The organism is Dokdonella sp. (genome assembly GCF_049593775.1).
GTDB lineage: Bacteria > Pseudomonadota > Gammaproteobacteria > Xanthomonadales > Rhodanobacteraceae > Dokdonella.
The window spans coordinates 1-7,906 of sequence record NZ_JBAWHJ010000200.1; the positions used below are offsets into that span (position 1 = coordinate 1).

General features: G+C 60.7%; 10 protein-coding genes and 1 pseudogene. 8 read left to right on the forward strand and 3 right to left on the reverse strand.

Going from position 1 to position 7,906, the window contains the following annotated elements; translation table 11 throughout:
• Nucleotides 1–51: 51 nt before the first annotated feature.
• The 4 genes from WBP53_RS07040 to WBP53_RS07055 all read left to right on the forward strand — a co-directional run bounded on the left by WBP53_RS07040 (nt 52) and on the right by WBP53_RS07055 (nt 1,965).
• The gene (locus tag WBP53_RS07040) at nt 52–252 is read left to right on the forward strand and encodes a hypothetical protein (protein WP_423927324.1); all 201 of its coding nucleotides are present in this window, start codon (nt 52–54) and stop codon (nt 250–252) included.
• A 106-nt stretch (nt 253–358) separates the two neighbouring features.
• Nucleotides 359–796, forward strand: coding sequence for a thiol-disulfide oxidoreductase DCC family protein (locus WBP53_RS07045; protein WP_423927326.1), 438 nt, complete (start codon nt 359–361; stop codon nt 794–796).
• 43 nt (nt 797–839) lie between these two features.
• Complete coding sequence (locus tag WBP53_RS07050) at nt 840–1,181, forward strand: DoxX-like family protein (protein WP_423927341.1); 342 nt, start codon at nt 840–842, stop codon at nt 1,179–1,181.
• Between the two features lie 226 nt (nt 1,182–1,407).
• Complete coding sequence (locus WBP53_RS07055; protein ID WP_423927328.1) at nt 1,408–1,965, forward strand: TMEM165/GDT1 family protein; 558 nt, start codon at nt 1,408–1,410, stop codon at nt 1,963–1,965.
• A 164-nt stretch (nt 1,966–2,129) separates the two neighbouring features.
• Here WBP53_RS07055 and WBP53_RS07060 read toward each other — a convergent pair whose 3' ends face one another.
• From WBP53_RS07060 to WBP53_RS07070, 3 genes are all read right to left on the reverse strand, one after another.
• Nucleotides 2,130–2,798, reverse strand: coding sequence for a hypothetical protein (locus WBP53_RS07060; protein WP_423927330.1), 669 nt, complete (start codon nt 2,796–2,798; stop codon nt 2,130–2,132).
• A 175-nt stretch (nt 2,799–2,973) separates the two neighbouring features.
• Nucleotides 2,974–3,186 carry a hemin uptake protein HemP gene (locus tag WBP53_RS07065; protein WP_423927332.1) on the reverse strand — a complete coding sequence of 71 codons (213 nt, stop codon included), beginning with the start codon at nt 3,184–3,186 and terminating at the stop codon, nt 2,974–2,976.
• Nucleotides 3,187–3,399: 213 nt separating this feature from the next.
• Nucleotides 3,400–3,738 (reverse strand): P-II family nitrogen regulator, encoded by a 339-nt coding sequence (locus WBP53_RS07070; protein WP_423927334.1) that lies wholly within the window; start codon nt 3,736–3,738, stop codon nt 3,400–3,402.
• Between the two features lie 371 nt (nt 3,739–4,109).
• Between WBP53_RS07070 and ubiK the strand changes: the two genes are divergently transcribed.
• The 4 genes and pseudogenes from ubiK (at nt 4,110) to WBP53_RS07090 (ending at nt 7,683) form a co-directional block, all read left to right on the forward strand.
• Nucleotides 4,110–4,370, forward strand: coding sequence for a ubiquinone biosynthesis accessory factor UbiK (gene ubiK, locus WBP53_RS07075; protein WP_423927336.1), 261 nt, complete (start codon nt 4,110–4,112; stop codon nt 4,368–4,370).
• Between the two features lie 51 nt (nt 4,371–4,421).
• Nucleotides 4,422–5,921: pseudogene (locus tag WBP53_RS07080) on the forward strand (YifB family Mg chelatase-like AAA ATPase).
• A 99-nt stretch (nt 5,922–6,020) separates the two neighbouring features.
• Nucleotides 6,021–7,088, forward strand: a complete 1,068-nt coding sequence (locus WBP53_RS07085; RefSeq protein WP_423927338.1) for an XdhC family protein — start codon at nt 6,021–6,023, stop codon at nt 7,086–7,088.
• Nucleotides 7,081–7,683 (forward strand): nucleotidyltransferase family protein, encoded by a 603-nt coding sequence (locus WBP53_RS07090; RefSeq protein ID WP_423927340.1) that lies wholly within the window; start codon nt 7,081–7,083, stop codon nt 7,681–7,683. Before WBP53_RS07085 ends, WBP53_RS07090 begins: the two co-directional genes overlap by 8 nt.
• The last annotated feature ends 223 nt before the right edge of the window (nt 7,684–7,906 follow it).

The following is a 7,906-nucleotide window of genomic DNA, read 5'->3' on the forward strand; positions in this document are numbered from 1 at the left end:
GTCGAAACTTCTGGTTGTTGGCTAGAAGTCGGCTTCTGCTAAAATTCAGTCATGACTGCCGTAGAGCAAGTCCAGTTCCAACTCTCCAAGCTCTCGCGGCAGGAACTGGCGCGTTTTCGTACGTGGTACTTCAATTTTGATTCGGAAGAATGGGATCGTCAGGTGGAGCAGGACGCGGACACGGGCAGGCTCGACGCCTTTGGCCAAAGGGCACTTCAAGACCACGCTTCTGGTGCATCTAGGCCTGTGTGAAGTAGTTTGACACGCCCTACTTTTGTGGCGCCTATGAAGTACTTCTTTCGAACGTCTGTCTTATTTTCGACCATAGTCGCCGACACCTTTTTTCTGATGACTGCCCATGATTGCAGGCACACAATTTGCCCCTGGCATTGGCCCCCAAGATCGGGTTGTGCTGTTCGATGGGGTTTGTCGGCTGTGTTCTGCCTGGGCTCGGTTTCTGATCCGGTTTGATACGAAGCGGCGGTTCAAGATGGCGACGGTTCAATCGCCGGAGGGTCAGGCGATTCTGGAATGGTACGGGTTTCCTGTTGATACCTACGAAACCATGCTGCTGGTTGAGGGATCGCGCATCTACACCAAGTCCGGTGCGTTCTTCCGGGTGATGCGTCGCCTGCCGTTTCCCTGGCCTGTTTTTTGTGTTGGCTGGATTGTGCCGTGGTTCGTTCGGGACTGGTTGTATGACCGGGTTGCCTTGAATCGGTATGCATTGTTTGGGCGCTACGATACCTGCGTGATTCCAACCAAAGATCACGATTCGAGGTTTCTCGGTGGCTAGGGTGTTTTCAAGTTATTCGATCTGCCGTTGCACGATTGCGTTGGTGTGGCTCTACCACGGCGTGGTGCCGAAGTTGCTTGGGCCGCATGAGGACGAGCTGGCGATGACGATGGCGGCTGGGTTATCGCATGCGAATGCGGTGCATGTGGCCAACGTCACTGGTGTGCTTGAAATTCTGATGGCGATTGCCGTGCTTGTGTTCTGGCGGCAGCGATGGCCTTTGTTGACTACCGCACTGGCCATGGTTGGTTTGTTGCTGGCAGTTGTTGTCATGCAACCGGTGCTGTTATCGGGTGCGTTCAATCCTGTCACGACCAATCTTTCGGTGTTGGCGCTTTCAGTCGTTGCTTTGCAGCTTTATACCATGCGCGAGACTTCGGTCTAGACGCTATCATTCGATGTGCGGGGCGGCTTCGGTTGGCTCTTGATTGCCTGCACCGTGAGCCAGGGCATCGCCCCTTACGGGCCTCCTACGATTGGTGAGAGGCGGAGTGGGCTGTTTGGCAGAGAGCCCAGATTTTAAATGGCCCGATGATTCCTGCTGTTGATTGACTGCTCGGGCGTATCGGCGTCCGTGGCCAATTTCAGAACCCTGTTTAGCTGAGGATGACGTGCAGGCACTCCTGATTTCCACCGCTGCTGTCGCGATTGCCGAGATCGGCGACAAAACGCAGTTGCTGTCGCTGGTGCTGGCTGCGAAGTATCGGCGGCCGGTTCCGATTTGCCTTGGCATTCTGGTGGCGACTTTGGCCAATCATGCGCTGGCCGGCTGGTTCGGCGCTGCGGCGTCTGCGTGGCTGACGCCGGACGTGCTGAAGTGGGTGATCGTTGTTTCGTTCCTTGCGATTGGGCTGTGGACGCTGGTGCCGGACAAGCTCGATGACGTCGATGGTGGCTTGCGACGACACGGCAGCGTGTTTCTGACTACCACTGTCGCGTTCTTTGTTGCCGAGATGGGCGACAAGACCCAGGTGGCAACGGTGGTGCTCGGCGCGCAATACGAGCCGCTTTGGCAGGTGGTCGCCGGAACCACGGTGGGCATGTTGCTGGCCAACGTTCCGGTGGTGTGGCTGGGTGCGCGCTTTGCGGATCGGCTTCCGTTGCGCGCCACGCGTATCGCTGCTGCGGTACTGTTTATTGCGCTTGCCATCTGGGTCGCGCTGAGCTGATCTACGGGCACATTGCGGTGAGGAATCTTTGGAGGATTCGCTTGGTGCGAAGCGATTCGGTCGGTTTTTTTCGGCAAGCGGGTTTGCGTTGCGACAGGCTCGGGGCCAACAAGTTTGAGAAGTTTGTTCTCGCTTCGGTCAGCGCCAATCTCTTTGGTCGAGTTCTAGCTGAAGTGCAGTGGCGAGATCCATTCCGCATGTACGTCGCGAACGATGCCGCGCGCGATGTCGATTCCCAGCAGTGAGATCCGCAAGGGCGGCCGTGCGTCGAGGACGCTCAACCACGGGCGTCGCACACAGTTGAATTCCAGCAGGCGTGCCTGCCAGCTTTGGCCAAGCCGGTTGAGTGCGCGCCGGAGTAAGGTGTGGTGCGTCGGCGGTTCCGGGGAGTTCGCCTCCGAGGGAACGATGTGCAATGCCGAGCTCATTTCATCCCAGGCCAGCACGTCGGAATCGGGCAGCAGGAAGAGTTTGGCCTGGACAGTTCCATTGGGCGAATGAAAGCAGAACCATTCGCGCGGACCGTGTGCGGTGATTGCATGGTGCGCGCTTAGTCGAGTGGTTGCCGACAGAACCGCGAGTGCAGGGTGATCGAGCAGCAAGGTCGATGAAGGCTGCTTGCAGGCTTCGCGATCCTCTGCGCGAACGGGGCGTTCAAGCCAGAGCACCGGCCCGAGTTGCGGCAACCACTCTGCCAATTGTGTCAGGCAGGGTTCGGGAGCCGCGGGCGTGGGCGGCACGCGGGTGGCATGTGCGAACGGCCTGGTGTCGAATCCGTCATCGGATGATGAAGGGTCCGCACAAGGTTCCATGCCGTGGAATCCATCAGTCATCGTGTACCTCGCCTTGGTTCGCCGACACCTCGGGTGCGTCGCGCGTTTGTGCCTGTGTGTGGAAGCGGGGCTCGTGAGCTGGCTGGCGGGATGACCGAGGATGGCGGTTCGGTCACAGGCTGGCTGTTGCGCTGGAGTCTTGGGGGTTTATCGATGCCCCGGGCAAGCAATCGGGCTATTTGGTCAGGATCAGCTTGTCATTGCGGGTCAGGCGTAGCCGATATTCCTGGCCGGCGTGCGCAATCAGGAGTTCCCGGCCACCTTGCAGCAGGCTGGAGCTGTCGACGCGGCTCTTCGGTGCCGTTTGACGATTCGCTTCAGACCCTGGCGCTTGCCAGGCGTCGGCGGTTTGCTCGGTAGGCGGCGGCGACGGATTCGGGCTCAACATGGCGAATTCCTCTGGGCAACAGACCTCAGATGATAATGATTCGCATTTACATGTCAACCAGCGGGTTGCCTGGCAGGCTTTTGAAATTCGCTCAGGCGAGTGCGCGACAAGGCGGAACGGGCCGAAAAAGCGCAGTTTACATGCGGCGAATGAGCATTTTTAGGCACGTTTCGCCGCCGCGGCGTGCCGACTGAGTAGAATTTCAACAGCCTGCTAGAGGGCGTCGTCGTCCAGTTCGCCGGTACGAATGCGCATTACCTGATCCAGTTGCCAGACGAAAACCTTGCCGTCGCCAATCTTGCCGGTGTTGGCACTCTCGCGGAGGGTTTCGACCACGCGCTCCAGTTGATCTTCGGAGACGGCGATCTCGATCTTGATCTTGGGCAGGAAGTCGACCACGTACTCGGCCCCCCGGTAGAGCTCGGTATGGCCCTTCTGGCGGCCAAATCCCTTGACTTCACTTACTGTAATGCCTTGCACGCCGATATCGGCCAGGGCCTCGCGGACGTCGTCGAGCTTGAAGGGCTTGATGATGGCCATGACCATTTTCATGCGGGCGTCCTGTACCAGTGGGGGTGCCCATGAACTATAACCGGAATCGATTTGTCGAAAACCTTGTAGGAAATTTCTTACAAGAAAATCCGAAAATGCCCACTGTGCTCGCAACCACCTTTGCCTAGACTCGTTCTCCAAGGGAAGGCCCGTCGGCAACACCGCTGACGCAGGCGCTGGGACGCGAGCAGGGAGGCAAGCACGGACGCAGGCAGGGAATCGCATCCGGCCACTTGGACACCAGTCGTCCTTGTGGCCGGAACTTTCCAGGCCACCGCATTCGGCAGCGACCCTGCCATTTCGCCCGGACTACAAGACATCGGGTCTGGGGGTACCATTTGATCAAACTGTCTCCTCCCCTGGAATTCAACATGATCCAAGCCAGCCATATTGATGAACTCGCCCAACGTCTCGCCGCCCTCGTTCCGCCAGGATTGAAGGATGCTCGCGAAGATCTCGGTGCCAATTTCCGTGCTGCGCTGCAATCGGGCTTGAACAAGCTCGACCTTGTCACCCGCGAGGAATTCGATGTGCAGCGCTGCGTGCTGTTGCGCACGCGTGAAAAGATCGAGCAGCTGGAAAGCAAGCTGGCCGCGCTCGAATCCGAACTTTCCGCGCAGCCGCGACACTGATTCTGGCGGCCGCCCTGTCGACGGCCCGATGCTCACAACGGACTTCCGATCATGAGCCTCGCCGTCGTCTACAGCCGAGCCCAGGAAGGCGTCAGCGCGCCGCTGGTGACCTGCGAGGTTCATCTTTCCGGTGGTTTGCCCAGCACTTCGATTGTCGGCTTGCCTGAAACCGCAGTGCGCGAAGCGCGCGATCGTGTGCGCGCAGCCATCCTCAACTGCCAGCTCGACTATCCGCAGCGCAAGGTGACGGTGGGCTTGGCTCCGGCTGATCTGCCCAAAGATGGTGGCCGTTTCGACCTTCCAATAGCGCTCGGCATTCTTGCAGCCAACGGAAGCATTCCCCGCGATGCGCTAGATCAGCACGAGTTCCTGGGCGAACTCGCACTATCCGGTGAACTGCGTGCCATCCACGGTGTGTTGCCCGCGGTAATGCGCGCGGCAAAGACCGGGCGTCGGGTCATCGTGCCTCGGCAGAATGCAGCAGAAGCCGCATTGGTCAGTGGCGTCGACGTGCGCTGTGCCGGCAGCTTGCTTGAAGTCTGTGCCCATCTTTGCGGTCGGTCGCAGCTACCGCGTGCGGAACGCGCCGCGGCTGCCGTGGCGAGTGGCAACGAGCCTGATCTCGCCGACGTGCGTGGCCAGCAACACGCCCGACGGGCCCTCGAAGTGGCCGCGGCCGGCGCTCACAATCTCTTGATGGTGGGGCCGCCCGGCACCGGCAAGACCATGCTGGCCAGCCGCTTGCCCGGTATTCTGCCGCCGCTGGCCGAACACGAGGCGCTCGAACTTGCGGCCGTGAGATCGGTCGCCGGCCTCGGTACCGAAGTGGTGGACTGGATGCGACGTTCGTTTCGCGCACCTCACCACACAGCTTCGGCCGTGGCCCTGGTCGGTGGTGGCTCGGTGCCGCGTCCGGGCGAAGTTTCGCTGGCGCATCACGGTGTGCTGTTTCTCGATGAGCTGCCCGAATACGATCGGCGCGTGCTGGAGGTGTTGCGCGAACCCATCGAGTCCGGACACATCACGATTTCCCGCGCCGCGCGACAGGCGGATTTTCCCGCACGTTTCCAGTTGGTCGCGGCGATGAATCCCTGCCCCTGCGGCTACTTTGGCGATGCTCGCGGCAAGTGCCGTTGCACACCGGACCAGATCACTCGCTATCGCGCACGAATTTCCGGTCCACTGCTGGATCGCATCGACCTGAAGCTGGACATGCCCAGGGTTAGCCACAGCGAACTGCGCGAATCCGGCGCAGGCGAATCTTAAGCCAGCGTGCGTGAACGCGTGACCGCCGCGCGTGAGCGGCAGCTGGCTCGTTCGGGCAAGCCGAATGCGTGGTTGAGCAACCGGGAAACCGAGCGCGACTGTGCACTTGGTGGCCACGAACACGCCTTGCTTGATCGTGCTGTCGAGCGCTTGGGCCTGTCGGCACGCGCCTACCATCGCGTGCTTCGCGTCGCGCGCAGCATTGCGGATCTGAATGGATGCGGGCGTATCGAGGATGTCCACGTGTCCGAAGCCATTCAGTATCGGCGCGGCAGCCTGGCCTGAATCAGTCTGTTCAGACACCTGACATTGTGTACTTGCCTCTGACTCCAATCAGGGAAATCGCTGCAATATGGGGGCTGACAGCGATACACTGACGATTGAATGTCCACTTCCGCCGCCCTTTTGTCCCTTCCCGCCGATCGGCAATCGCCTGATCGCGTCTGTGGTGGCACGCGCGGACTCAGCCATCTCGCCACTGTACTCGCCAGCCAGTCCATCGATTGCGTACTTGCCGTGGTGGTCAGTACGACGGGCGCTTCGGCCCGCGTACGCGGTGCCATGGGCCTGTTCGACGCCAGCGGCTATCGCGCAGGATCACTCGCTGGCGGATCGCTGCAGCAACGCCTCGGCGACGCTACGCGATCGGTGCTGAATTCAGGCAAGGCTGAGCTGGTCTCGATCGATGCAGCCCACGACAGCAGCAACGCGTCCGGGCTGCCCAGTGACGCGGGAACGATCCAGATCCTCATGCTGCCGATGCCGGCCTCCGATTCACCGCTACGCGAGGCGCTTGGAAACGCATGCGATCGCTGTGCATGGCTTCGCGTGCGGGTGGACCTCGGTGATGAAAATGCCAGCCGTGGCGAATTGGGCTTCGGCGAAGCGCGCACCGGGCCAGATCTGTACGCATTCGATCGAAGCGGCCATTCCTGCGATGGTCCGCTCGGGTTTTCGCGCGCAGTCAGTCTCAGTTTTGCGCCTCCTCCGCGAATCGCCTTGGTCGGCTGCGGCCCGGAATCAAGACCCATAGCGCGGCTGGCCCACCTTGTCGGATGGTATGTGGAAGCCATCGACAGTCGGCGTGACGCCCTGATGGCATTCGCCGGCGATGCGGTCGATTTCCAGCACGCGGTCGACCCCGAAGAATTGGTCGGGTTGCTGGCCGAGCGCCATTTCGATGCGGTCATCCTGGGTGGGCACGATCTCGACCTCGATGGACGCAACCTTGTCTGCCTTGGTGCATCGGGCGTCGGCTACGTCGGCTTGCTGGGCGCACCCGAGCGTCGCGATGCTCTGCTTTCCAGGGTGGGTGACATCATCGCCACGCAACTCGAACTGCGCCTCTACGCGCCGGCCGGATTAAGCCTGGGTGGGGATGGACCGGAAGCCGCTGCGCTATCGATCATCGCCCAGTTGCAGCACTACCTCGCACACGACGTGCATGTCTGATAGTGGCAGGCAGCGGCACGGCGTCATCGTGCTCGCGGCTGGCTCATCGACGCGCCTGGGCCAGGCAAAGCAGTTGCTGACCATCGATGGCGAAACACTGGTCCATCGCGCCGTTCGCATCGGGCTTGAAACCAACCCTGTCGACTGTGTCGTTGTCTGCGGCGCCGACGCTGAAATGATCAAGGCATCGGTGGCCGATCTGGATTGCCGCGTTGTCAGCTGCGCGGATTACCGCAGCGGCTTGTCGGCATCGATGCACACCGGGTTGGCCGCGTTGCGTTCCGACTGCGCGGCAGCCCTGATCCTGCTCACCGATCAGGCCGCACTCGATGCCGATCACCTGCGCCAACTTTGCGAAAGCTGGCGATGCGATCCGCAGCGTGCCGCCGCCAGTGGTTACGCCGACACGGTTGGTGTGCCAGCGATGTTGCCGAGAAGCTGGTTCCCGGAACTGGCAAGGACACACGGCGATCGTGGGGCGCGTGACTTGCTGCGCGCTCGATCCGATGAGGTGGATGTCAGTGCCGCGCCGGAACTGGCGCATGACATAGATACGCCTGGTGATCTGGTCGAATCCGGGATCCTGAAGGGTTGATGTAGTGCCCTTGTTTCAGCTTTTGTAGGAGAAGGCTTCAGCCTCGATGCCCTGCAGTGAATTGCGACAACAGCATCATGGCTGAAGCCATTTCCTACAAAAAATCGCATGGCGTGCTTGGGCGGCCCCGCTACTCAGCTTTCTTCATCCCCCCGCCATTCGCCCACACACTGTTGAGCGGATCGAATTCCACTTCATCGATCAGCTCTCCGCGCCAGCCGAA